General features: G+C 66.0%; 21 protein-coding genes. 8 read left to right on the top strand and 13 right to left on the bottom strand.

Features of this window, described 5'->3' with window-relative positions; genetic code table 11:
• Positions 1–7 precede the first annotated feature (7 nt).
• Positions 8–733, bottom strand: coding sequence for a TetR/AcrR family transcriptional regulator (locus AC5RUO_RS13215; RefSeq protein ID WP_494103759.1), 726 nt, complete (start codon positions 731–733; stop codon positions 8–10).
• A 161-nt stretch (positions 734–894) separates the two neighbouring features.
• Here AC5RUO_RS13215 and ptsP point away from each other — a divergent pair, with 161 nt between their 5' ends.
• Positions 895–2580: a phosphoenolpyruvate--protein phosphotransferase gene (gene ptsP / locus AC5RUO_RS13210; protein ID WP_494011531.1), complete on the top strand. Its 1686-nt coding sequence runs from the start codon at positions 895–897 to the stop codon at positions 2578–2580.
• Here ptsP and AC5RUO_RS13205 read toward each other — a convergent pair whose 3' ends face one another.
• The gene (locus tag AC5RUO_RS13205) at positions 2581–3363 is read right to left on the bottom strand and encodes an alpha/beta fold hydrolase (RefSeq protein WP_494103758.1); all 783 of its coding nucleotides are present in this window, start codon (positions 3361–3363) and stop codon (positions 2581–2583) included. It lies immediately after the preceding gene.
• A gap of 48 nt (positions 3364–3411) precedes the next feature.
• Here AC5RUO_RS13205 and AC5RUO_RS13200 point away from each other — a divergent pair, with 48 nt between their 5' ends.
• A complete protein-coding gene (locus AC5RUO_RS13200; protein WP_494103757.1) occupies positions 3412–3858 on the top strand; it encodes a helix-turn-helix domain-containing protein in 447 nt (148 codons plus the stop codon).
• Here the strand turns inward: AC5RUO_RS13200 and AC5RUO_RS13195 are convergent.
• Positions 3855–5072, bottom strand: a complete 1218-nt coding sequence (locus AC5RUO_RS13195) for a PucR family transcriptional regulator (RefSeq protein ID WP_009357948.1) — start codon at positions 5070–5072, stop codon at positions 3855–3857. The two genes, AC5RUO_RS13200 and AC5RUO_RS13195, sit on opposite strands and share 4 nt — an antisense overlap.
• A 232-nt stretch (positions 5073–5304) precedes the next feature.
• Here AC5RUO_RS13195 and ald point away from each other — a divergent pair, with 232 nt between their 5' ends.
• Entirely contained in the window at positions 5305–6423 is a 1119-nt protein-coding gene (gene ald / locus AC5RUO_RS13190) for an alanine dehydrogenase (protein WP_009357947.1), read from the top strand.
• 9 nt (positions 6424–6432) lie between these two features.
• Here the strand turns inward: ald and AC5RUO_RS13185 are convergent, their stop codons facing one another.
• The 6 genes from AC5RUO_RS13185 to AC5RUO_RS13160 form a co-directional block, all read right to left on the bottom strand.
• Positions 6433–7494 carry a Gfo/Idh/MocA family protein gene (locus AC5RUO_RS13185; RefSeq protein WP_494011528.1) on the bottom strand — a complete coding sequence of 354 codons (1062 nt, stop codon included), beginning with the start codon at positions 7492–7494 and terminating at the stop codon, positions 6433–6435.
• A gap of 139 nt (positions 7495–7633) precedes the next feature.
• Positions 7634–9352 carry an ABC transporter family substrate-binding protein gene (locus tag AC5RUO_RS13180; RefSeq protein ID WP_494103756.1) on the bottom strand — a complete coding sequence of 573 codons (1719 nt, stop codon included), beginning with the start codon at positions 9350–9352 and terminating at the stop codon, positions 7634–7636.
• Positions 9353–9392: 40 nt separating this feature from the next.
• On the bottom strand, positions 9393–11636 hold the full coding sequence (locus AC5RUO_RS13175; RefSeq protein ID WP_494103755.1) for an ABC transporter ATP-binding protein: 2244 nt from the start codon (positions 11634–11636) through the stop codon (positions 9393–9395).
• Positions 11633–12637, bottom strand: coding sequence for an ABC transporter permease (locus AC5RUO_RS13170; protein ID WP_494011525.1), 1005 nt, complete (start codon positions 12635–12637; stop codon positions 11633–11635). The genes AC5RUO_RS13175 and AC5RUO_RS13170 overlap by 4 nt, the downstream gene beginning before the upstream one ends.
• Positions 12638–12639: 2 nt before the next feature.
• A complete protein-coding gene (locus AC5RUO_RS13165) occupies positions 12640–13623 on the bottom strand; it encodes an ABC transporter permease (RefSeq protein ID WP_494011524.1) in 984 nt (327 codons plus the stop codon).
• 264 nt (positions 13624–13887) lie between these two features.
• Positions 13888–14496 (bottom strand): TetR/AcrR family transcriptional regulator, encoded by a 609-nt coding sequence (locus tag AC5RUO_RS13160; RefSeq protein ID WP_494011523.1) that lies wholly within the window; start codon positions 14494–14496, stop codon positions 13888–13890.
• Positions 14497–14619: 123 nt separating this feature from the next.
• Between AC5RUO_RS13160 and AC5RUO_RS13155 the strand changes: the two genes are divergently transcribed.
• From AC5RUO_RS13155 to AC5RUO_RS13135, 5 genes are all read left to right on the top strand, one after another.
• Entirely contained in the window at positions 14620–15177 is a 558-nt protein-coding gene (locus AC5RUO_RS13155) for an NAD(P)H-dependent oxidoreductase (protein ID WP_133350496.1), read from the top strand.
• A gap of 174 nt (positions 15178–15351) precedes the next feature.
• Positions 15352–16173 carry a GerMN domain-containing protein gene (locus AC5RUO_RS13150; protein ID WP_494103754.1) on the top strand — a complete coding sequence of 274 codons (822 nt, stop codon included), beginning with the start codon at positions 15352–15354 and terminating at the stop codon, positions 16171–16173.
• 65 nt (positions 16174–16238) lie between these two features.
• Positions 16239–17528, top strand: coding sequence for an aminotransferase-like domain-containing protein (locus AC5RUO_RS13145; protein WP_494103753.1), 1290 nt, complete (start codon positions 16239–16241; stop codon positions 17526–17528).
• A gap of 45 nt (positions 17529–17573) precedes the next feature.
• Positions 17574–18002 (top strand): universal stress protein, encoded by a 429-nt coding sequence (locus AC5RUO_RS13140; protein WP_009357938.1) that lies wholly within the window; start codon positions 17574–17576, stop codon positions 18000–18002.
• 155 nt (positions 18003–18157) lie between these two features.
• On the top strand, positions 18158–18505 hold the full coding sequence (locus tag AC5RUO_RS13135; protein ID WP_494011520.1) for a hypothetical protein: 348 nt from the start codon (positions 18158–18160) through the stop codon (positions 18503–18505).
• On the opposite strand, the gene AC5RUO_RS13130 is transcribed toward AC5RUO_RS13135, so the two are convergent.
• The 4 genes from AC5RUO_RS13130 to pdhA are packed head-to-tail and all read right to left on the bottom strand — an operon-like array spanning position 18484 to position 22826.
• Complete coding sequence (locus AC5RUO_RS13130; protein ID WP_494011519.1) at positions 18484–19101, bottom strand: phosphatase PAP2 family protein; 618 nt, start codon at positions 19099–19101, stop codon at positions 18484–18486. The genes AC5RUO_RS13135 and AC5RUO_RS13130 overlap by 22 nt on opposite strands.
• Positions 19102–19106: 5 nt before the next feature.
• A complete protein-coding gene (locus tag AC5RUO_RS13125) occupies positions 19107–20597 on the bottom strand; it encodes a dihydrolipoamide acetyltransferase family protein (protein WP_494103752.1) in 1491 nt (496 codons plus the stop codon).
• 7 nt (positions 20598–20604) lie between these two features.
• Complete coding sequence (locus AC5RUO_RS13120; RefSeq protein ID WP_494011517.1) at positions 20605–21585, bottom strand: alpha-ketoacid dehydrogenase subunit beta; 981 nt, start codon at positions 21583–21585, stop codon at positions 20605–20607.
• On the bottom strand, positions 21585–22826 hold the full coding sequence (gene pdhA, locus AC5RUO_RS13115; RefSeq protein WP_494103751.1) for a pyruvate dehydrogenase (acetyl-transferring) E1 component subunit alpha: 1242 nt from the start codon (positions 22824–22826) through the stop codon (positions 21585–21587). Before pdhA ends, AC5RUO_RS13120 begins: the two co-directional genes overlap by 1 nt.
• Positions 22827–22914 lie beyond the last annotated feature (88 nt).

The following is a 22914-nucleotide window of genomic DNA, read 5'->3' as shown; positions in this document are numbered from 1 at the left end:
GGCTGCTTCAGGCCGGGCTGGTGGAGATCCTGTGCAGCCATTCGAGGAAGAGTTTGAGTTCCGAGCTCGAGAGCTGGTCTGAGTGCGAGGCCTGAAGTGCGGCGTTCAGGGCGATCGCAGCCACCACTACCGAGGACTTCCCGGTCTCGCCCGGAACCGGACCCGTGGAGGGCTCGGCGGACACCGCGAAGATCATGGCGTCCCGGGTCATGGTGGACAGTTCGAGGTTCCGTTCGGAGGCGGGCTCCGCAATCAGCATCAGCGTCACGCCCACGTTGGCCGCCAGGATGGACCTGGCCGCTTCCCGGGGCTGGACGTTCAGCTGGCCCGCCGCCGCTGCCTTGTTCAGCATCTCCTCCATCAGGGCCTCGGCATCGGCAACGATGGCGGGGCGGCTCTCCGGACGGATATTGCCGAACATCACCAGGTACAGCTCCGGCTGGTTCAGCCCGAACTGCACATGGTTGTCCCACATTCTCCGGATGTCCTCAATCGGGTGCCCGGAGGGGGCGAAATCCCTTTCGCCCGCGACATATTCCTCAAAACCCGCGGCGACGACGGCGTCAAACAACCCTTCCTTGTCGCCGAAGTGGTGGTACAGGGTGGGAGCCGAAACCCCTGCCAGCTGTGTGATTTGGCGGGTGGAGACGGGAGCTCCCGCGGACTTTGCCAGCAGTTCGGCCGCCGCACGCAGCAGTCGCATTTTGGGGGGAAGCTGGCCATCCAAACTCATAACCGCTACCCTAGCACCTATAGCATTGCTATATGAACTGAATCACATACAATTTTTTTCAGGCACGTTTCCCGCCCTGGACGTAGCAGTCCCCGGGCGGTGCCGGCATGGCGCCGGAGATCATGACGCGCCTGGCTACCGGAAGAGAATGAGGACCTTCAGTGCAGAACTTCCCAGGAGTAGGCGTCAGTCCAGGCCGCGTCATCGGAGTCATCCGGCAGATGCCGAAACCGATCAGCGAACCTCCCGCCGGTGAACAGCTGGCACCGGGCACGACGGCCGAGGAAGCAACTGCAGCCCTGAAGGCGGCATCCCAGGCAGTACACGATGAACTGAAGGCACGCGCCGCCCACGCAACCGGCGATGGCAAGGCAGTCCTCGAAGCCACCGCACTGATGGCCAAGGACACCATGCTGATCAAGGGCGCCAGCAAGCTCATTGCCCGCGGGGTGTCCAGCGAGCGCGCCATTTGGGAATCCGGCTCCTCAGTTTCGGAAATGCTGCATAACCTGGGCGGTTACATGGCCGAACGGGCCACCGACGTCCTGGACGTACGTGCCCGGATCGTCGCTGAACTCCGCGGTGTCCCCGCGCCGGGCATCCCCAGCTCCAACTCACCATTCATCCTGGTGGCCGAGGACCTTGCCCCGGCCGATACAGCCACCCTGGACCCCAACAAGGTCCTGGCCCTGGTGACCTCCGGCGGCGGCCCGCAGTCCCATACCGCCATTATTGCCCGCTCCCTTGGCCTCCCCGCCGTGGTCGCCGCGGTGGGCGTGGACGAACTCCCGGACGGCACCGAAGTCTACGTGGACGGGGCCGCCGGCAACATCACCTCCCAGCCTGACGGATCCCTGCGCGCTGCTGCGGAAGCTTGGGCGGCCACGGCTTCCCTGCTGGCCGAGTTCAGCGGTACGGGCGCGACGGCGGACGGCCACCTTGTGCCGTTGCTCGCCAACGTGGGCGGCGGCAAGGATGCCGAGGCGGCCGCCAAGCTGGGCGCCGAGGGCGTGGGCCTGTTCCGCACGGAATTCTGCTTCCTGGAGCGGGACACCGAGCCCAGCGTTGAAGAACAGGCCGCAGCCTACAAGAGTGTTTTTGATGCCTTCCCGGGCAAGAAAGTGGTCCTGCGCACCCTTGATGCCGGCGCGGACAAGCCGCTGCCGTTCCTGACTGACTCCACTGAACCCAATCCGGCCCTCGGTGTCCGCGGCTACCGCACCGATTTCACCACGCCCGGGGTCCTCGACCGCCAGCTGGAAGCAATCGCCCTGGCGGAGAAGCAGTCAGAGGCTGACGTGTGGGTGATGGCACCCATGATCTCGACGGCAGAAGAGGCTGCCCACTTCGCCTCCATGTGCGCAGGCGCCGGAATCAGGAACCCCGGGGTGATGGTGGAGGTCCCCTCCGCTGCCCTGACGGCCGAATCCATTCTGCGCGAGGTGAACTTCGCCAGCCTGGGCACCAACGACCTAACCCAGTACGCCATGGCGGCCGACCGCCAGCTGGGGCCGCTCGCCAACCTGAATACCCCGTGGCAACCGGCCGTCCTGCGCCTGGTGGGGCTCACCGTTGAAGGCTCCCGGGCAGAAGGCAGCGGCAAGCCCGTGGGCGTCTGCGGCGAGGCTGCCGCGGACCCCGCCCTCGCCGTCGTACTGACAGGCCTGGGCGTGAATACGCTGTCCATGACCGCGCGCTCCATCGCGGCCGTGGCCGCCGTCCTGAAGACCGTTACGCTCTCCGAGGCGCAGGAACTTGCCAAGCTGGCGTTGTCCGCACCGAGCGCCACTGAGGCCCGGGCATGGGTGCGGGAGAAGCTGCCCGTCCTGGAGGAGCTGGGGCTCTGATCAGGCGCTGACGCCGAACTCGTCCACGGCACGGACCCATCCGCTGATGGTTTCCGCTGCCGCTTCGGGGGCGGTGTGCTGGAACACGTGGCCCTGCCCGGGGATTTCGCCGGCGGTGCCCTGCGGGGCAACGCCGGCCAGGCGTGCGCACCACGGGCGCCGGGCGATCGGGTCCTTTTCGCCCCGGAGCACCAGCACCGGTTGGGTTACGCCGGCCAGGCGCTCGGTGATGGGGTATTCCATCATCACCGGCAGCTCCGTGAGGTACCAGCGCAGGCCGGCCCGGAAGTAGTCGCCGAACACGATGACGTTGGCGGACAGGGATTCGCTGAACATGGCATCCATGGTCAGTGCCAGGGACTGCCGCGCCACCGACTTCCGGCTGTCATCCACCACCGGCCCCATCAGGACGACGCCGGACACCTGGCCGGGTTCCTGCAGGGCCAGGTCCACTGCCAGCTGGGTTCCCATGGAATGGCCCACGGCCACATAGCTTCGCACCCCGGCGCCGGCAAGGACGGCAGTGACGAAGGCAGCATAGTCTTCAACCTCCAGCCTCCGGCGGGGGCGGTCCGCATTGCCGAAGCCCGGCAGGTCGAGGGTGTAGACGTCCGCTGTCTTGGCCAGCTTCTGATGCAGCCGGGCCAGGTAGCGGTGGGAGACGCCGATACCGTGCAGCAGCACGTACGTAGGCCTGGCCCCGACAGCGGCAGGCAGGACCGAAGCATAGAGCTTTCCATGCAGGCCGCCGTGTTCCACATCTTGTCCGCCACTCAATTCCATCAGCCGAGCATACCGTCCGCCGCAACAGGGCACCGGTAGGCTGAAATCATGGCACTGATAGCTCCCCGGATGACCGGCGCCCTTCCGCGGGAAGATGCCGACAAGCTCGAGCGGGCACTTGCGGGCAGCGATGACATCACCGTTTTCGTGGACGGCACTGTCCACCGGCTGCCGCCCCTGGCGCGCGACGCCGTCGTCGATCTCCTCCACCGGTTCAGCCGCGGCGAAGCGGTGACCGTCAGCAGCGTTGAGGAAATGCTGACCACCTCCAAGGCGGCGGAACTGGCCGGCGTTTCGCACACCTACCTCCGCAACATGACGGACCGCGGCGAGATCCCGGTGGAATACCGCGGCTCACACCGACGCATCCCGCTGGCGGCCATCATGGCCTGGCTGGACAAGCAGAAGCTTGAACAGCAGAAACTGGAGCAGCAGAAGAAGGAATCCAGGAGGAAGGCCGGCCCGCAGGAAGCGGTGGACGGGCAGGACGCCTAGATCCTTGGCCGGCCTGCCCATCGCCGCATCTTCAGGGCTGCGTGGAGTTCCAGCCGGGGCAGCCCCTTGAGCGGGTCCACGCCCAGGAGCTGCCGGATCCTGCCCAGCCGGTTGTAGATGCTGCTGCGGTGCAGGTGCAGCCGGGCGGCAACGTCCTGCACCGAGCCGTCGTTGTCATAGAGGAGTTCCAGGACGGGAATGAGCTCACCGTTGCGGTCGTGGTCCTCCAGCATCCGGAAGTAGACCGAGCCGGAGTCCGCCCAGGCGCCAACCCCTCCCCCGGCCGAGGCCAGCAGTTGATACACGCCGGCGGCCCGGCAGTCCACCAGCTCGCCCAGTTGCGGGTCCACCGCGGCGGCCTGCGCCGCAACCCTGGACTGGCGGTACGCCTCTGACAGCTGGCGGGTCCGGCTGAAGCCTTCGCTGATGCCCAGGATGATGCGGTGAACCGGCCGGCCCGAGCGTTTGGCCAGTTCCAGCTGGTAGTGCACCAGCACCTGGGCGTGGTTGGCCCGGCCTGTCGATTCGCGGAACAGCACCACAGAGTGCGTCTCGGTGCCGGCGCTGAACAGGGCGGCATCAACACCCACGGTGGCTTGGAGCGCGGTGGAGCGGTGGGTCAGGGTGGCGGCAATGGGATCGGGACCGCTGGCCCAGCCGTCGGCGTCGAGGACCGTGACCATCTGCCAGGGCCCCTTCCCCTGGACTTCCTTCCACCCGGCCACGGCCGCCACCGCGTTTGGTTCCCCGGCGCAGGCAGCCAGGAACTCCCGCTCACGGCTCCGCCGGTACTCCGATTCGGCCGTGTTGGAATCCAGCAGCAGCCCGGACAGCAGTTCCAGCTCGTGGTTGACTGCCGGAAGCTGGGTGAGGATTGCAGCCGGATTTTCCTCCGCCGAGTCCTGCTGCACCCACAGGTATCCCACGCGGAAACCGCGGACCATCAACGGGACGCACACGCGGCCCAGCATCCCCAGGTCCGGGTTGGCCGGGACCACCACTGGCCGGACGGCGGTGGCGATGCCGTGCGAGAGTTGCCAGGCGCTGACGTCCGCCGGCACCTTCTTGCTGAGCAGGAAGTTCACCCGCACCCGGTCCGCGTGGGACTGGTTGGAGCTGTAGGCGAGCAGCACCCCGTCCAGGTCCTCGAGGGACAGCCCGCGGCCGAGCTTCTGCGCCACCTGCTCCACGAGCTGCTCCACTCCCTGCTGCATGGGGCAACACTACTGCTTTTGGGCGGGGGCGGACGAACGGACAGCAGGCGACACCTGACGCTCCAAGGCTCGACATCTGTCGAATGAGAGCGGGTGAAATCCGCAGAATTCCGCGGTGGTCCTCGTCCGTGCGGCACTGCTCCGTGTCAGCTGGCTCACAACCGGATTTATCGTGGAAACACAGAACCTTCCGCACTTTCCGGCCCACACGGCCGAGAACCTGGAGCCCACGATGATCATCGGTGTCCCCAAAGAAATCAAGAACAACGAATTCCGGGTGGCCATCACTGCCGCCGGCGTCCACGAGTTCCGCACCCATGGCCACACGGTCCTGGTGGAGCGCGGCGCGGGCCTCGGCTCCGGCATCACCGATGAGGAATACTCGATCGCCGGCGCGGAAATTGTCAACGAGGCGGACGACGTCTGGGCCCGTGCGGACATGGTCATGAAGGTCAAGGAGCCCATCAAGGCTGAGTACCACCGCTTCCGCAAGGGCCTGATCCTCTTCACCTACCTCCACCTCGCCGCCGAGCCGGAACTGACCCGCGAGCTCATCAACTCCGGCGTCACGGCCATCGCTTACGAAACAGTGCAGGAGGGGCGCACCCTGCCCCTGCTCGCGCCCATGTCCGAGGTTGCGGGCCGGCTGTCCGTCCAGGTGGGCGCCTCCTCGCTGATGGCCCCCGCCGGCGGCAAGGGCATCCTGCTGGGCGGCGTGCCCGGCGTCCGCCCTGCCAAGGTTGTTGTGCTGGGCGCCGGCGTCGCCGGAACCAACGCTGCAGCCATGGCGCTGGGCCTCGGCGCAGACGTCACCATCCTGGACATCAACATCAACCGGCTCCGCGAACTGGACGCCCAGTACCAGGGCCGGCTGAAGACGGTGGCCTCGAACAAGTACGAGATCGAGAAGTCCGTGGTGGACGCGGACCTGGTGATCGGCTCGGTCCTGATCCCCGGCGCGAAAGCCCCCAAGCTGGTGACCAACGACCTCGTGGCACGGATGAAGCCCGGCTCTGTCCTGGTGGACATCGCCGTGGACCAGGGCGGCTGCTTCGAGGACACCCATCCCACCACGCACCAGGAACCCACCTACAAGGTGCACAACACCATCTTCTACTGCGTGGCGAACATGCCCGGCGCCGTCCCCAACACCTCCACGTACGCACTGACCAACGTCACCCTGCGCTACGCGGTGGCCCTGGCCAACCTCGGCGTCAAGGCCGCGTTCGACCGTGATCCTGCCCTGGCGGCAGGGCTCAACATCGCCGCCGGCCACGTTGCACACCACTCGGTTTCGGAAGCCCACAACCTGCCCCTCGTGGCCGACTGGCACGAACTCGTCTCGGCGTAGCAGGAGGCGCTACCGGGCCAGCGCGCGTGCCGCCTCGATGATCTTCAGGGTCTCGACGGCGTCTGCTGGGTCCACGGGAAGGGGCGCCGCGGAGGCGGCACCGCCGTCGTGGATCTTCCCGGCCAGCAGCCGGTAGAACTCGGGATAGGCCCCCCGCTCAGTGGGCAGGGCATCCAGGTGGCCGTCACGGCCCAGGAGCCCTGCCCATTCCGGTGACTCCACCCCGTATTCCTCGTCGAGGGGGCTGCCTCCGGCCACGATGTAAGGTTCCTGCGGGTCCACGCCGTGCTTGGTGAAGCCGCCCACCGAACCCAGGACGCGGAACCGCGGGGCCTGCTGCGCGCAGAGCATGTTCATGTGCAGGTGGCTGAGGACCCCCGTCTCGTGGCGCAGCACCACGAACACATCATCATCCGCCCGCTCCTCAGAGCGCCGAGCCCGCAGCTCGGCATGGGTCACCGCGGCCGGGCCGAAGAGCTGGAGCGCCTGGTCAATGAGGTGGCTGCCCAGGTCGAACAGCGCACCGCCCCCGTCGGCGGCCGTGGCGCGCGCCTTCCAGGCTTTGGCGATGATGGGGGACCAGCGCTCGAAGCGCGATTCGAACCTGGTCACGGTGCCCACGGCGTCCACCGCCAGCAATTTCCGCAGGGTCAGATAATCGCCGTCCCACCGCCGGTTGTGGAAGACCGTCAGCACCCGGCCCAGCTTCCGGGCCAGTTCGATCAGTTCCTGCCCCTGTGCGCTGGTGACAGCGAAAGGCTTGTCCACCACAACGTCCAGCCCCGCTTCCAGGGCAGCCCTGGCCAGGGGGTAGTGCGTGGCCGGCGGGGTTCCCAGCACCACCAGGTCCAGGTGGTCCGCAACGTCCAGGACGGCGTCGCCGTCGCGGACTGTCTTGACCCCCGGATAGCGGGCGGTGGCAGCCCCCTGCCTGCCGGCGTCGGACGTTGCAATGACGTCCAGCGAGTAACTGGGGTCGGCCGCGATCAGTGGGGCGTGGAAGACGCTCCCTGCCAGGCCGTACCCGACGACGGCAGTGCGGATGGGGCGTTCAGCAGCAGTTCCGGTCATGGAAGCTACGCTACTCCCGACGCTCTCTCATATCCTGCGCTTTACACCCAAACGCTCTCTCACTTCCCGCCGTCTGTCGCACGGAAAAGTGAGAGAGCGTTGGCACTTTTTTGCATGAAGTGAGAGAGCGTCTTAGGGGTTACTTCTTTTCCCAGCCAAGGGTGGTCCAGTCCGGAACCTGGGACAGGCTCTGGAACAGGGACGGGCCGTAGTTGGCAAGGCCGGTGCGGACGAAGGAGATCTGCGGGCCGTTCATGACCACGCCCATGGAGAAGTACTTCGCCATGTGCTCCTTCTCCACTTCCATGGCTGCTTTGTTCCGTTCGGCGTTGTCCTCGATGGAGGCGAGCTCGGCGATCCTCTTGTCCAGTTCAGCGTCTCCCAGGCCGTTTTCGTTGGTCTTGGAGTCGTAGTACTGCTTGACGGTGGACGTCGCGTCGGCGCCAACGGTGTAGCCGGAGACGCTCAGGTCGAACTCGCGGCCGCCGATGACCTTTCCGAAGTCGGCCGAGGCCCGCTGGTCGATGCCCACGTCCATGCCGCCGGCCTGGAGCTGCTTCTGCAGGGTCTGGGTAAAGGCCAGCGTGGTGGGATCGTCACCGAAGTTGCTGATCTTGAAGGAGACAGGCTTGCCGTCCTTCTCCATGACGCCGCTGGCGTTCTCCGTGTACCCGGCGTCGGTCAGGACCTTCTTGGCGGCGTCCGGGCCGGTCTCCTTCACGGGGTAGTTGTCTTGGTAGTAGTCCGAGAACGGCAGGAGCATCATGGAACCGGAGCTGGGCTCCTCCCAGTTCAGGCCGTTGAACCGGACCTTCCGCAGGGCCTCGCGGTCCACTGCGGCAAAGATGGCTTCCCGGACGGCGACGTCGGTGATCCGCTGGGCGTTGATGTTCAGGCCGCCGGCGAACAGGCGCTGGCCGCGGCGGACCTCGGCGTCCTTGGTGCCTTCCAGCTGTTTGTAAAGGGCGATGGTGTTAGCGGACATCGCGTCGATCTCGCCGTTCTTGAAGGCCGCGATCTGGGCGCTGGTTTCCAGCTGGCGGAAGACCACGTTCTCCAGGACCGGCTTTGTGCCCCACCACTTTTCATTGGGGACCAGGGAGAGGGTCTTGGCGGCCGGGTCATACTGGTCCACCTTGAACGGGCCGGCCATCCACTCCGGGTGCATCTCGCCGACAAAGCCCTCGTTGAAGATCTCCGGCGTGTTCACGGCCGGATGGATCAGCCCGAAGAACAGGTCTTCCAGGGGGTAAACCGGCTGCGTCATTTTGACGATGACTTCCTTGTCGCTGCTGCCGGCCTCGACCGACTCCACGAAGGCGTAGGAACCGGAGGTCACGATGTCGTAGCCGGCGTCCGGGCTCTTCAGGATATTCCAGGTGTTCTGGAAGGCCTTGATGTCGATCGGCGTGCCGTCGTTGTAGGTTGCCTTTTCGTTGACCTTGATGGTGACGGTCTGCTTGCCGTCAACCATGTCGCTTTCCACGGACTCGCAGAAGTCCTTGTTGGGACTCGCCTTGCCCTCGAAATCGACCTTCCAGCAGCCGCCGATGCCGCCACCCGACACCGCAACCGGGTTGATCGGAGCCATCAGCGCGGAGTTGTCCGAGCTGTTGCCGTTGTTGGAGAACCCGTTGAAGTCCGGACCGATGCTGCCCAGCGGAAGTGTCACTTTGCCGCCCTGTTCAAGATCGGCTGCAGGCTTCTCGTTGATGCTGATGAGCTTGGACAGGTCGCTGCCTGCCTCCTGCCCCTTGGCCGTTTCGGGGCCAGTGGCACCGCCACCACCGCCGCAGGCCGTCAGCGCCAGGGCAGCAGCAATGGCAGCTGCCCCGCCGATCCTGTTCAGATTCCTCATGGTTTTCCCTTCGTTTGGTGCTGGTGGAGTGATGGGTCGGCTAATCGTGGGGTGCATGGTGGTCCGCTGTGTCGTGGACCACCAGCATGTCCTCATCCAGCGGTCCGTCCGGGAAGAAACAGGCAAAGCGCTGGTCCGGCAGCGGCACGGGGGCAGCCTCCAGGGTCCGTGCCGCCATTGAGGGCGTCACGGGCTCCAGCGGCGGCTCCAGGGTGAGGCACTTTTCCTGCTTTGCGGGCGGCAGTGCGGCAAAGACGGGGCACCGCGTGGCGAAGTTGCAGCCCTTGGGAGCGTCCAGCGGGGAGGGCAGGTCGCCCTTGAGGATGACGCGTTCGCGGGTGCGTTCCACTTGGGGGTCAGGTACCGGAATGGCGGACAGGAGGGCCCGCGTGTACGGATGGCGTGGGTTGCCGAAGACCCGGTCAACCTCGCCGATCTCCACGATCTTGCCCAGATACATCACGGCAACGCGGTTGGAGATGTGCCGGACCACGGAGAGATCGTGCGCCACCAGGAGGTAGCTCAGGCCCAGCTCGGCACGGAGCCTGTCCAGGAGATTGATGACCCCTGCCTGCACCGAAACGTCGAGGGCCGAAACGGGCTCGTCAAGAACCACCAGTTTGGGGTTCACGGCCAGCGCGCGTGCAATGCCGATCCGCTGGCGCTGGCCGCCGGAGAACTGGTTGGGGAAGCGGTTGACGTGGTCCGGCTGCAGGCCCACGAGCCTCATCAGCTCCATGATCCGTTTCTTGGCGGCCTGCCGGTCCATGCCTGCGTTCTGCAGCGGTTCGGCGAGGACTTCGTAGACGGTGAACCGCGGGTCCAGGGCACCGGTAGGGTCCTGGAACACCATTTGCAGTTCCCGGCGCATGGCGCCCTTGGTCCTGGCATCCGCGGCCTGCTTGTTGCTCAGGCCGCCGATGACCACTTCGCCGTCCTGGTCCTTGTGGAACTCCATGATCTCCAGGAGGGTGGTGGTCTTTCCCGAACCTGACTCGCCCACGATCGAGAAGCACTCCCCCTCGCGGATGTCGAAGCTGATCCCGTCCACGGCCTTGACGGTACCGATGCGGCGCTTTATCAGGGCTCCCTTGGTGAGCGGGAAGTGCTTGCGCACGTCCTTGAGCTCCAGGACAGCTGTGCGCTCCCCGCGGGCAATGGCATCGAAGCGGGACACCGGCACCGGCGGAGCGGAAAAGACGTCGCGGACGTCCACGTCACCGCCCAAGGCCCCGGATTTGATGCAGGCGGCGCGGTGAAGGGCGCTTCCCGGTACTGGTGCCAGCGCGGGTTCGCCGTCCAGGCAGGCCTCGGAGGCCAGCGGGCAGCGGGGCGCAAACGAACAACCGGTGGGGGTATGGATCAGGTTGGGCGGCATGCCCTCGATGGGCACCAGGGACGTCTTTTCAGCGACGTCCACCCGGGGTACGGCCCCCAGCAGGCCCATGGTGTAGGGCATGCGCGCGTTGTAGTAGATGTCATCCACCGCGCCGGTCTCCACCGGCCTGCCCGCGTACATGACCATGATGTCGTCGGCCATGCCGGCCACCACGCCCAGGTCGTGGGTGATCATGACGACGGCGGCGCCCGTCTCTTCCTGTGCCGTGTGGAGCACCTCAAGGACCTGCGCCTGGATGGTGACGTCCAGCGCCGTCGTCGGCTCGTCCGCGATCAGGACCCGAGGGTTGTTGGCGATGGCGATGGCGATCATCACGCGCTGGCGCATGCCGCCGGAGAATTCATGCGGAAAGGCCCTCAGCCTGTGCTTGGGGCTGGGAATCCCCACCATGGCCAGGAGTTCGACGGCGCGCGCTTCCTTCGCCTGCCTGCTCATGCCGGGGTTGTGGATGGTGAGCGCTTCAATAATCTGGCTGCCCACTGTGTACACGGGCGTCAGGGAGGAAAGCGGGTCCTGGAAGACCATGGCCAGTTCGTTGCCGCGGTAACCGCACATGGCTTTGTCGCTAAGGCCGAGCAGTTCACGGCCGTTGAGGCGGACGGAGCCGGAGACCTCGGCGGTTGGGGGCAGCAGGCCCATGATGGCCAGGGATGTGACGGACTTGCCGGAGCCGGACTCTCCCACGATGCCGAGCGTCTTGCCGGCCATCAGGTCGAAGTCCATGCCGCGGACTGCGTGGACAACGCCGTTTTCAGAGTTGAACCGGACGTGCAGGTCGCGGACCGACAGTACGGCGTCGGTGGGGCCGGAGAGCCCGGCTATATGGAGCCGCTCCGCCGGCGACCCCGTGGACTCCGCCGGCCCGGCGGTGGTTTCGCTGCTCATGACGCCTTCTTCTGCACAGGTGCCTGTTGGATTCCGTTGTTCCGGGCTCTGTTTTTCCGCGCCTTGCCGCTGGAGCTGGAGCTGGGGTCGAAGGCGTCACGCAGGCCGTCGTTCATCATGGCCAGGGACCCGGTGAGGAGAAACATTACGGTCAGGGGCACCCAGAACATCCACGGGAAGGTCTGGACCTGGGAGGTGGCGCCGCCGATCAGCACGCCGAGGCTTACGTCCGGGAGCTTGATGCCGATGCCGATAAAGGAGAAGGCAACCTCGGCCAGGATGGCGGCGGTGACCCCGCGGGTAATGTCCAGGACCAGCAGCGACCCGATGTTCGGCACCAGGTGCCGCCAGATGATCCGGCGCGGCGGCACACCCATGTACTGGGCTGCTTTGACGAAGTCCCGCTGCATGAGGGACATGGACAGCGAACGGATGAGGCGTGCGGTTCCCATCCAGCTGAAGACCAGCAGCACGATGATCAGCAGCAGCCAGGATGGCAGGTCCTGTTTGAGTCCCGCTCCGCCGCCGCTGGTGGCCACGGCGACAACCAGGAGTGCCGGCATCATGATGAGCGCTTCGAGGACGAAGAGCATCAGCTTGTCCACTTTGCCGCCGAAGTAGGCCATGGTGCAGCCGTAGACCGCGGCTATGAGGACCGAAACCAGGCCCACCACCAGGCCGATCAGGATGGAGATCCGGGTTCCTTCCACGGTCATGGCGTAGAGGTCGATGCCGGCCTGGGAGGTGCCCAGGTAGTGCTCGGCGGACGGCGGCATCCCGATGCTAAAGGGGTCGATGGTTTCCTTGTCCCAGGGCGTGAAGTACCCGCCCACGAAGGAGAACAGGGTCAGGGCAAGGAAGATTGCCAGGCCGGCCACGGCTGTCTTGTTCCGCATGAAGCGGCGGAAGATGATGGTGGACTTGCCTATGACGGCGTCGGCGCCCTCCAGGTGGGCGTCCTGCGCCGCGGCTGCCGGATCGACGGCATTGAGGTTGGTCACGGCTACTGCACCCTCACTCTCGGGTCAACCAGTGTGGTGGCGAAGTCGGCCAGGATGGCGCCAAGCGCGAAAATGACGGAACCGTAGGCGAGGGTGGCAGTGGCGGCGTTCACGTCCTGCAGCGAAATGGCGTCAATGCTCCAGGAACCGACGCCGGGCCAGGCGAAGATCTTTTCCGCGAAGAATCCACCGGCGAAGATGGCCGGGATGGTGAAGGCGATGCTTTGTGCCACCGGGATGAAGGAAACCCGCAGGGCATGCCGGGTTATGGCCTGGTTGCGGCTGAGGCCCTTGGCACGGGCCGTCCGGACGAAATCAGCATTCACGTTGTCCAGCAGGTACTGGCGCTGGGCGATCTGGTAGGAACCCCACCCCACCAGGGTGATGGCGACGGTGGGTACCGCGTAATGCGCCAGCATGTCCACGAATTGCCCCCAGCCCGGTTCTATCCCTGGGGTGGAGATTCCGGTGACGAAGAAGATGCGCTCACCCACGGACTCGTTGATGTTGATGGCTCCGAGCTGCACCAGGAAGTAGGCGATGGGTGCGGGCACGATGTATGCAAGATAGCTGTAGGAGGTGATGACCCGGTCCTGGAACTTGTACTGCCGGGCGGCGGAGTAGACCCCCAGGGCCACGCCAATGACGAGGGTCAGGACGATGGATGCCAGGAACAACCTGGTGGAAATCCAGACCCTGTCGCCGAACTCCGCGTTGATGAAGGCCCCGTTGGGGCTCCTGCCCCAGTCCCAGCGGGTGACGATGGCGGTCAGCCAGTCGACATAGCGCTCCCAGGGGCTGAGGTCCGGGTCAAGTCCCTTCAGTCGCATCGAGGTGGCAACCTGTTCGGGAGTTGGGCGCGGAATGCGTTCCTGCTCGAGCAGTGCAGGCTTCAGGGAACTCACCGCAAGGAAGTAGCCCGCGGAGGTGGTCAGGAAAATCATGACCACATAGATGAGGCCGCGCCTTGCGAGGTACCTGAGCACGCTATCTGGATCCTTCCGTCCTCCCCGGATCAGCGGGAGTTGTACCGCGTCACCGGGACCAGTGCCAGCGGGTAGCTGGCGTCCCGCAGCCCTGGCCGGGCGTCCTGGCGGACTATGTCGCGGGTCACATTCCAGAGGAAACTACCACAGGCCATCAGCGGAAATGGGGGCGGACGCGGGGAAAACTACCCGGGCGTATCAGATTGTTATGAACAATTCTGTGAAGTTGATTTGACTGGACGCTGGGGCTTCTGCCCGCGTAATCTATGCGCCTTTGACCACCCGTGTGACAAGATCCCGCCACGACGCGGCCAGCCTGTCAGCGGTGATCCCGTGGACGCGGACCAGGTTGAGGAGCCGCCCGGGGTCCAGGGCGGCACCCAGGGAGCCCGCCATCAGCCAGGGGTCGGAGGTGAAGCCTTCTTCCCGGAGCAGCACTTCGATATGCCGGTGCCACAGCGCCGCTGCGGGCACCTCAAAACGGCTGCTGCGGGAGGCGTTCTCCGCCGCGAGCACAAGGTCGCCGAACTCCACCACGTAGGCGATCCGAGCGGCACCGAAGGCAACCAGCCGCTCCAGGCCGGGCGCGCCCGGCCCCAAAGGCGGCGGGCCAAACAGGAAGCGCTCCTGGAACGCCGCTTCAGAATCGTCCAGCAATGTCAGCAGGAGGCCTGCCCGGCTGCCGAAACGGCGGAATACAGTGCCCTTGCCCACTCCGGCGCGCTCGGCCAGACGGTCCATGGTGAGCCCTTGGGCGCCGCCCTCCCGGATGATTTCCCGGGCGGCCACCAGCAGCCGCTCCCGGTTGCGGGCGGCGTCACTCCGTTCAGCTGCCGTCGCCGGCATTCCCGGCCGCAGTGGGATCAGGCTCACAGCGTCATTCTAGCGCCCGGGAATAGAACCGGACCACGGTCCGTTTAGTCTGGTGGAAGGCATGACCAGCCTGAGCGAAAACCGGCAAGCGGCTCCCCGCTGCCACCAAGACAAGGAGTTCTTATGACCAAGAGCAAAGTACTGACTCTCGTCGGCAGCCTGCGTGCCGAATCCACGAACCAGAAACTGGCGGAGGCAATCCAGCTCAACGCCCCCGAGCAGGTGGACGTCGTCATCCACGAAAGCCTGGGCAATATCCCCTTTTACAACGAGGACATCGACGTTGAAGGCAAGGTTCCCGCCGCTGCCGCCGCCCTCCGTTCCGCAGCCAGCGAAGCCGACACCGTCCTCCTGGTGACCCCCGAGCACAACGGCACCGTGCCCGCAGCCCTGAAGAACGCCATTGACTGGCTGTCCCGCCCCTTCGGCGCCGGCGCCCTGGCCGGCAAGCCCACGGCCGTCGTCGGCACGGCGTTCGGCCAGTATGGCGGCGTCTGGGCCCAGGACGAGGCCCGCAAGGCCGCCGGGATTGCCGGCGCCCAGGTCCTCGAGGACGTGAAGCTGGCCGTCCCCGGCTCGATGGTCCGGTTCGCCGAAGTCCACCCCAAGGACGACGCCGAGGTTGTTGAGCAGATCAAGGGCGTGTTCGATGCCCTTGCTGCTGCCGCACCTGCAGCCTAAGGCTTGAAATGCCCCGCAACGCCCGGTCCGCCCGCCAGCGGACCGGGCGTTGCCGCGTGCCGGCACCGTGACCAACTCTTGTCCCAACCGGTACCTCCCGGACATACGCGCCCGGAAGAGCCAGCCGTAGCATTGATCCACGAAAAAGTACCGGAACGGAATCGCGGTGCGGTCATGGCAGCAGAGCAGAGCGCCGGGAGGCGCCTCGCAAGGAAGCGCTGGGCGGCGGCAGCCCTCGCCCTTCCGCTGCTCCTTGCCTCCTGCGTGGACCCGGCTCCGCAGACGCCCTCCGCCGCTTCCCCCAACCCAGGCAGCGGTTCCGTCAGCAGCCCTGCGCCGCCTCCCGCCCCCACCGCTCCTGCGCCACAGCCGCAGGAGCCAGCCCCGGCCGGCACTCCCGCCATGCCGCCCGAACCCACCCTCGCCCCAACCCCAAGCCGGCCACCCACCGGCCCGCCGGCGATGGCGCCACCTCAAGGCATGTCCGTCCCGGAAGCGGGGAAACCACGGGCAACGCCGGCAACACAGACCCCCTCCCCCACTGCTTCGAGTCCCCCGGTAATCCCGGCGGCACCGCGAATGCTGACCGCCTACTACGTTCTCCTTGATGACGGCGGCAGCAGCGGCGTGCGTTTCGGCTGCAACGACAGCCTGGTGGGACTGTCCCGGGCCGCGCCAGGGACCGAGCCCCTGCTGACTGCTGCGATGAACGCCCTGCTCGAAGGGGCAGGGGGCGGTGACATTCCACTGGACCCGATCGAGGTCTGGGACGTTTACAACGCCTTGGACGGCTCCGACCTGACTTTCCTGTCCGGGAGCTTTGACGGGACCACTGTCACGGTCTACCTGGCTGGCACGCTCAGCCTCGGCGGCGCGTGTGACATCCCGCGCGTGGAGGCCCAGTTGACCCAGACCGCGGTGGCCGCCGCCGGCGCCATCAGGGCAGAGGTCTACGTGAACGGACAACCCCTCGCTGAAGTGTTGCGCCAGGATTAGCCGGCAGGGCACGTTGGCGCAACAGGTGTTGCTTTTCAGGCAACCTTCAGCTGTATCCTGTCCGTGTGAGCCACGAAACAATCGACGCAGCAGGGACGCTGCCAGCGGAAGCAATAGATGCAATCGAACGGGCCGCCACGTCCGCCCACCGGCACGAGGAACTGTTCTCGGACCGGGCCGCGAATATCCGGCAGTCGGCGGTGCGCGACGTCTTTGACATCTCCATGCGCCCGGGCCTGGTCTCCCTTGCCGGCGGAAGCCCTTACCTGCAGTCCCTGCCCTTGGACCGGCTCGCGGCCACAACGGCCCGGATCATTGCAGAGGACGGCCTGACCGCGCTGCAGTACGGGACCGGCCAGGGGACCCTGGAGCTGCGGACACAAATCTGCGAGGTGATGGCCGCCGAAGGAATCCTGGGTGCCCTGCCGGAGAACGTGGTGATCACCGCCGGTTCCCAGTCAGCCCAGGATGTGGCCACCAAAGTCTTCTGCAATCCAGGTGACGTGGTGCTGGTGGAAGATCCCACCTATGTGGGAGCGCTCAACACGTTCGAGTCGTACCAGGTCCAGGTGGAAACAGTGGACATGGACGAATCCGGCCTGGTCCTGGAGCTGCTGGAGGCGAAGATCGCGGCGCTCCAGCTGTCCGGCAAGAGCATCAAATTCCTCTACACCATCCCCAACTTCAACAACCCTTCCGGAATCACCCTCGCCAAGGAACGCCGACAGCAGGTGGTCGACATATGCCGCAACGCGAATATTTTGATCCTCGAGGATAACCCGTACGGCCTGCTGCGCTACAGCGGCGAGCCCCTGCCACCGCTGCGCGCGGGGAACCCAGACGACGTCATCTACATGGGTTCGTTCTCCAAGATCTTCGCTCCCGGCCTGCGCATCGGCTGGGCCCTGGTGCCGGAGCACCTGCAGCGCCGGTACTACCTTGCCGCCGAATCCGTCACGCTGTGCCCGCCAACCCTGAACCAGATGCTCGTCTCCGCCTATCTCCGCGAATACGACTGGCAGGGCCAGATCCAGACCTACCGGAGCCTGTACGCCGACCGTTGCCAGGCGATGCTGGCCGCGTTGAAGGAGTTCATGCCCGCGGGGACAACATGGACCAGCCCGGAGGGCGGCTTCTTTGTCTGGGTGACGCTGCCGGAAGGACTGGACACCTACCCGCTGCTGCACAAGGCGATTGACGCGGGCGTGGTCTTTATCCCCGGCGCCGCCTTCACGCCGTCGGACGATCCGTCCAACAAGCTGCGCCTCGCCTTTAGCGCCGTGCCCCCCGAAGCAATTACCGAGGGAGTGCGCCGGCTGGCCCCGGTGCTTCAGGAAGCCATCGCCGCGCTGTAGCGTTGGCCTCACCAGTGCCGCGGAACCAAGCAAAGGAGCAAACATATGAGCGGAATCATCGTTGTGGGAGTCGACGGCAGCGGAACCGCAAAGAAGGCGGCAGAGTCTGCCCGGGACCTGGCCTTGGCCCTGGATGCCTCACTCCACGTCGTTACCGCCTTCGACAGTGACAGGACAGAGGTGTTTGGCAGCGGCAGCGACCAGTGGATCGTCTCAGACGCCGATGCTGCCGAGCACGTGGCGCGGACAGTGGCTGAATCACTGGGGGGCGGCGGGAAGGTAACGTACTCGGCTGCCCGCGGGCGGCCCGCTGACGCCTTGATCAAGGAGGCCATCAGGATGGAGGCCCGCATCATCGTAGTGGGAAACCGCAGGATGCAGGGCATCGGCCGGGTCCTGGGCAGTGTGGCGAACAGCGTGGCCCACAACGCGCCCTGCGACGTCTACATCGCCAACACTTACGACGCCGACTAGGAGTTACCGCGGACACTCCCCCTGGTGGCCAACGTCGCCCCGGGGGGTGTCCGTTCTCACGCCCTATACGCCATTTAAGCCCTGAGCGCAAAGATAAAATTGGATCAGGCCCCAACGGTGCGGACAACGGCAGACACCACTATCAAGGGGCACCATTGATCACTCTCCAGCGCCGCCAGCTCGTAGGTCACGACATCCTCCTGGCCCGCCACGGAAACCACATCTGCTCCATGCGGGTTGACCGCAGCAACGGCACCGTTGTGGCGCTGCTGGATGACGGCAGCGTTGACAGCGCGCCGAACCTCATCGCGCCGGACCTGCAGCTTCCCGCAACCGTGGGCAGCGTGCTGCGCGAGGACTGGAAGCTGCTGACGGCGTGGGCCGGAATAGCGGCCACGATGGGTGTGCTGCTGACGGCAGCGGCTGTGGCCCTGGGGAACACCGCCGATCCGGCCGCCCTCGAGATGTTCACCACGATGTCCTACGGCGCCATCAGGCCCTGAAGCATCCACCAGATGCCCGCCATCACCATCCCGCCGAATAGTGAGCCTGCCACCACCTGAGCAACGGTGTGGGCGCGAAGCACCACGCGTGACCAGCCGACCGCCGGCACCAGGAGCAGCAGCGGCGCCCACGCCGGCCCCAGCATCAGGACGGCGATAACGGTGGAGCAGGAGATGGCGGCGGCATGGCCGCTCATCTTCCAGAACGGGCTTACAGCGGCCAGGACCACCACCCCGCCCACAACGGCGAGGACCATGGCAACAACACTCCGCGGCGCCCCGGCCGCCTCCAGGACCAGCAGCCCGGCCAGGATCGAAGCCAGCGCCATGAGCAGGACCGGCGCACGCTGCTTCCTGTCACTGACGTGGTGGTCGGTGACCTTTCCAAGCCGCACCAGGACCAGCAGCAGGATCAGCGGGAGCACGCAGACGAACAGGGCTGCCAGCGCCCCATACACCATGGTCCCGGGGAACCCGTCCTCCGTCAGGGGGCTGATCAGCAGCTGGACGCTGACCACCACAGGCGGCTGGAACGCCTCGGTCAGCCACCTGGCTGTCCTGTTCTTCGCCCGGATGGTGTTGCTGTTGACAACCACGTCCCTTAGTCCAGGAGCAGCGCGGGCTCTTCCAGGATGGCCGCGACGTCGGCCATGAAGCGCGCGGACAGGTCCCCATCCACTACCCGGTGGTCGAAGGAGCCGCCAAGGGTGGTGATCCAGCGCGGGATGACCTCACCCTCAAGGACCCAGGGCTTCTGCTTGATGGTGCCGAACGCCACGATGGCCACCTCGCCCGGGTTGATGATGGGCGTCCCCGTGTCGATGCCCAGTGCCCCGATGTTCGTGATGGTCAGCGTGCCGCCCTGCATTTCAGCGGGCTGGGTCTTGCCGGCCCGTGCCGTGGTGGCAAGGTTGTTTAGCGCGAGGGCCAGTTCCTTGAGTGAGAGGTCCTGGGCGTTCTTGATGTTCGGGACCATCAGGCCGCGCGGTGTTGCTGCGGCGATGCCCAGGTTCATGTAGTGCTTGACGTGGATCTCGGCGGCGTCGCTGCCGTCGGCGTTGTCCACCCATGTGGCATTCACGCTGGGGTTCCGTGCGGCAGCCCAAATGACGGCCTTGGCCAGGATCAACAGCGGCGAAACCCGGATGCCCTCAAAGTCCCGTGACGACTTGAGCCTCTTGACGAACTCCATGGTCCGGCTGGCATCGACGTCCACGAAGATGCTGACATGGGGAGCGGAGAAGGCCGACTCCACCATCGCCCTGGCCGTGGCCTTGCGGACGCCCTTGACCGGAATCCGTTCAATCCGCTGGTCCTGCGGCTTGCCCGCCTTGCCCCAGAATCCGTCCGCTTTGTCCAGTTCGGCGTCGCGCTGGGCCTGGTAGCTCACCAGGTCCTCGCGGGTCACCTCGCCGCGGGAACCGGTGGCCACCACATCCGCCAGATCGATGCCCAGGTCCCGCGCGATTTTGCGGACGGGAGGCTTGGCCAGGACACGGTTGACCAGCCCGGTGATGGTGCCGCCCAGGGTAGGCCGGTTGTCGATAGCTCCTGCCGGGGACGCAGCGGCGGGGCGCGGGGCCTGGACGACCTCAGCCGCCGTGCGTGGCTGGACCGGTTCCACCTCCGGGGCGTTGACGGTCACGGCGGCGGAGGGCTGCGTTTTGCGCGGGCGGCGCTTGACGGCGTCGGCCTTGGGGCCGGAACCCACCAGCGGACCGCCGGCCGGGGCATTGTCCTGGGCGCCGGCGTCGTCCTTAGCGCCCTCTTCATCAACCGGCAGCGTGCCGTACACCGGCTGCAGGGGTACTTCCGGGGCGCGCACGTCAGCGGGCGTTGGATCGCCTTCCACCTCGTCGCTGACGCTGATGATGGCCGTGCCGACGTCGATGGTCACCCCTTCCGGAACCAGCAGTTCGGTGACGGTCCCGGCGAAGGGGGACGGCAGTTCCACGATGGATTTGGCCGTTTCGATTTCGCAGAGGACGTCGTTGATGGCAACGGCGTCGCCGGGCTTGACCTTCCAGGAGACGATCTCGGCCTCAGTCAGGCCCTCGCCGACGTCGGGCAGGTTGAACTTGTTGAGAGTCATGGTGTCCTCAGTAGGAGAGGGCGCGGTCCAGCGCCTCCAGGATGCGGTCGATGTCCGGAAGGTAGTCTTCCTCCACCTTCGCGACGGGGTACGGCATGTGGAAGCCGCCCACGCGAATGACGGGGGCTTCAAGCGAATGGAAGGCCCGCTCGCTGATGCGGGCCGCGATCTCGCCGCCGATTCCGCCGAACGTGGGCGCCTCGTGGGCGACGATCAGGCGGCCGGTCTTCTGGACGGAGGCGGTGACGGTGTCAAAGTCGAGCGGCGAGATGGAGCGGAGGTCGATGACTTCCACGCTGCGGCCGTCTTCCTCGGCAGCGTTGGCGGCGGCGAGGGCGACGGGGACCAGCGGCCCGTAGGCGACGACGGTGGCATCGGTGCCTTCGCGAAGGACATGGGCCTTGAAGGGGTCGGCAGCGTGGCCAGGTGCTTCGGTGTCCACCTCGCCCTTGAGCCAGTAGCGGCGCTTGGGCTCGAAGACGATCACCGGGTCCTGGCAGTCCACAGCCTGCTGGATCATCCAGTAGGCGTCGTGGGGGTTGGACGGGGTGATGATCCGGAGCCCTGCGGTGTGGGCGAACAGCGCTTCGGGCGATTCTGAATGGTGCTCCACGGACCCGATGCCGCCGCCGTAAGGGATGCGGATGACCACCGGCACCGTGAGGTTGCCATTGCTGCGGGCGTGCATCTTGGCCAGCTGGGTGGTGATCTGGTTGAAGCCGGGGAAGACGAACCCGTCGAACTGGATCTCGCAGACCGGCCGGTAGCCTCGCAGGGCCAGGCCGATGGCGGTGCCGATAATGCCGGACTCAGCCAGCGGGGTATCCACCACCCGGTCCGGGCCGAACTCGCCGATCAGCCCGTCGGTCACCCGGTACACGCCACCGAGGGGACCGATGTCCTCGCCCATCAGGAGTGACTTGGGATTGCCGGCCAAGGTGGCACGCAGGCCCTGGTTGATCGCCTTGGCGATGGTCATGGTGGTCATCAGTGGCCCGCCTTTGCTGCTGCCTGTCCCTGTTCCGCGGAGGAGTCCAGGCCGGCAAACCCGGCCTCGTATTCTTCGAACCATGCCAGTTCCTCGGCCACCAGGGGGTGGGCCTCAGCGTAGGTGTTGGCAAAGGCGGAGCGGATGTCCGGAGTCTCCAGGTCATGGGTGGTGCGCCGGACATAGGCCGCGAGTTCGTCACCGTCGGCCTTGACCCTGGCGAAGAATTCATCATCCGCCAGGCCCTCGGCACGGAGGTACTTCTCCAGCCGGAGCAGCGGATCCTTGGCACGCCAGGCGTCTTCTTCAGCCGAATGGCGGTACTTGGTGGGATCGTCAGCGGTGGTGTGCGCGCCAACGCGGTAGGTGAAGGCCTCGATCAGGACAGGGCCCTTGCCCTGCCGGGCGTGCTCCAGGGCCCACTCGGTGACGGCGTGCACCGCGATTACATCGTTGCCGTCCACGCGGATGCCCGGGAAGCCGTAGCCCTTGGCCCGGTTGGACAGCGGAACGCGCGTCTGCACGTTGGTGGGGACTGAAATGGCCCAGTGGTTGTTCTGGCAGAAAAACACCACGGGGGCATTGTAGGAGGAGGCGAAGACCATGGATTCGTGGACGTCGCCTTCGGAACTGGCACCGTCGCCGAAGTAGGCAATTACAGCGGCGTCCGGTTCCTGCCCGGCCGTGCCGGCCGCCGCGGCCAGCTTCTGGTCCCGCTGGATGCCCATGGCGTAGCCCACCGCGTGGAGTGTCTGGGCGGCGAGCACCAGGGTGTACAGGTGGAAATTCGTGTCCTTCGGGTTCCAGCCGCCATTGGACACTCCGCGGAACTGGCGGAGCAGTTCCGCGAGGTCCACGTTCCTGGTCAGTGCGACGCCGTGTTCCCGGTAGGTGGGGAAAATGTAATCCTGCGGCTGGCTGGCCCGGCCCGAGCCGATCTGCGCTGCTTCCTGTCCGGTCAGCGGAACCCACAGGGCAAGCTGCCCCTGCCGCTGGAGGGCGGTGGCCTCAACATCGAAGCGGCGGATCGCGGCCATGTCCGCGTACAGCCCGCGCATGCGGTCCGGCGTCAGCTTGTCTGCGTACTTGCTGTAGATCGGGTCGGCGCCGAGCTTGCCATCAGGTCCGAGCAGCTGAACCATCTGCGCCGGGGGCTCGCCCATGACGGCTTCCGCATCAGCTTCCCGCTGGTCGTCTACCGCTGTTCCGTCAAACTCGGTGGAAGGCAGATGTGTGCCCATACCGTCTCCTTGCTTGCCGCATCCGGATGCAATGCATGTCGCTGGGATATATGCCTCTGAGGGAATACATTCCTCTTGCGGCATATAC

The sequence above is a fragment of the Arthrobacter sp. Y3221087 genome (assembly GCF_059089905.1).
This window is presented reverse-complemented; position numbering and strand designations above follow the sequence as displayed.

Coding starts and splice junctions, on each gene's coding strand:
- AC5RUO_RS13180 (WP_494103756.1), bottom strand. CDS start 9,352: ATGAGGAATCTGAACAGGATCGGCGGGGCAGCTGCCATTGCTGCTGCC.
- AC5RUO_RS13175 (WP_494103755.1), bottom strand. CDS start 11,636: ATGAGCAGCGAAACCACCGCCGGGCCGGCGGAGTCCACGGGGTCGCCG.
- AC5RUO_RS13155 (WP_133350496.1), top strand. CDS start 14,620: ATGACCAAGAGCAAAGTACTGACTCTCGTCGGCAGCCTGCGTGCCGAA.
- AC5RUO_RS13120 (WP_494011517.1), bottom strand. CDS start 21,585: ATGACCACCATGACCATCGCCAAGGCGATCAACCAGGGCCTGCGTGCC.
- AC5RUO_RS13200 (WP_494103757.1), top strand. CDS start 3,412: ATGGCACTGATAGCTCCCCGGATGACCGGCGCCCTTCCGCGGGAAGAT.
- pdhA (WP_494103751.1), bottom strand. CDS start 22,826: ATGGGCACACATCTGCCTTCCACCGAGTTTGACGGAACAGCGGTAGAC.
- AC5RUO_RS13150 (WP_494103754.1), top strand. CDS start 15,352: ATGGCAGCAGAGCAGAGCGCCGGGAGGCGCCTCGCAAGGAAGCGCTGG.
- AC5RUO_RS13215 (WP_494103759.1), bottom strand. CDS start 733: ATGAGTTTGGATGGCCAGCTTCCCCCCAAAATGCGACTGCTGCGTGCG.
- AC5RUO_RS13185 (WP_494011528.1), bottom strand. CDS start 7,494: ATGACCGGAACTGCTGCTGAACGCCCCATCCGCACTGCCGTCGTCGGG.
- AC5RUO_RS13140 (WP_009357938.1), top strand. CDS start 17,574: ATGAGCGGAATCATCGTTGTGGGAGTCGACGGCAGCGGAACCGCAAAG.
- AC5RUO_RS13125 (WP_494103752.1), bottom strand. CDS start 20,597: ATGACTCTCAACAAGTTCAACCTGCCCGACGTCGGCGAGGGCCTGACT.
- AC5RUO_RS13195 (WP_009357948.1), bottom strand. CDS start 5,072: ATGCAGCAGGGAGTGGAGCAGCTCGTGGAGCAGGTGGCGCAGAAGCTC.
- ald (WP_009357947.1), top strand. CDS start 5,305: ATGATCATCGGTGTCCCCAAAGAAATCAAGAACAACGAATTCCGGGTG.
- AC5RUO_RS13205 (WP_494103758.1), bottom strand. CDS start 3,363: ATGGAATTGAGTGGCGGACAAGATGTGGAACACGGCGGCCTGCATGGA.